Genomic DNA, 1049 nt, shown 5'->3' on the forward strand with positions numbered 1-1049 from the left:
GTCACGCCGCGGCTTGCCAGCGCTCGCAGGTGACGAGGCAGCCGCGCTGCCAAGCCGGACATCGGCGCGTTCGCGTTGCGGCATGCCAACGCTCGCAGCTTGCGCGGCATCGGCGCCACGCATCCGCGCGCCTGGCTGCGTCGCAGCGGACTTGCCGCCGCCCTGCGCCGGTCGGTCTTGCGATGGTCGGCCAGCCCCCGTAAGGCCTTCCGAGGCGGACCTGCCGCGCGCGCCGTACTTCGGCCGATTTACAGCAGCGCCCGCTGCCGCATCCTCGAGCGCGCCTCGGTTCATCTCCTTGCGATGGATGCGGATGCCGAGCTGCTTTTCGAACTTGGTCATGATGAACGTCTCTTGCGGCGCTACGATCGAGACGACTGTGCCCGTCCGGCCCATCCGACCGGTCCGACCGGCCCGATGCACGTAGTAATCGGCATCGGGCGGCGGATCGAGGTTGACGACGAGCGGCAGACCGATGATATCGAGACCGCGCGCAGCGATGTCTGTAGCCAGCAGCAGTTGGCAGCGACCGTCGCGGAAGCGGGCGAGCGTGCCGGCGCGCTGCTGCTTGTCGGCGTCGCCGTACAGCGCCTCGACCTTGAAGCCGGCGTAGCTCAGCTTGGACTGCCAGTTAGCGATCTGGTCGGTATCGTTCAGGAAGAGCAGCGCCGACGAGGGCTCCAGCAGCCGGATCAGCTTGCGCGCCGTCTCGACCTTGTCGCGCATCTCGCAGACGAGGTAAAGATTGTCGACGGTGGCGACGACGCGCTGGTCCGGACGGACAGCCACCTCCACCCGCTCCTTCATCCAGCGCTGCGTCAGCCGCGTCATCAGCTCGGGATACGTCGCGGAGAAAAAGCCGATCTGACGCTGCGGATGGGTGTTGAAGAGGATCGCCTCGACCTCGGTAGTCGAGCTCAGTCCGAATACCTGGTCCACCTCGTCGACGATAATCATCCGTACCGTATGCAGCTTCAGCTTACGGCTCTTGTACAGCTCATGGATGCGTCCCGGCGTGCCGACGACCAGCCGCGGGCGGCCCTTCAGCT

General features: G+C 66.3%; 1 protein-coding gene. It reads right to left on the reverse strand.

The genetic code is table 11. From position 1 onward, the window contains the following. On the reverse strand, window positions 1-1049 hold a 1049-nt coding region (locus PA598K_RS37980; protein WP_260405422.1), incomplete at both ends, for a helicase-related protein.

This window comes from Paenibacillus sp. 598K (assembly GCF_003851045.1).
In the GTDB taxonomy this organism is placed as follows: domain Bacteria; phylum Bacillota; class Bacilli; order Paenibacillales; family Paenibacillaceae; genus Paenibacillus_D.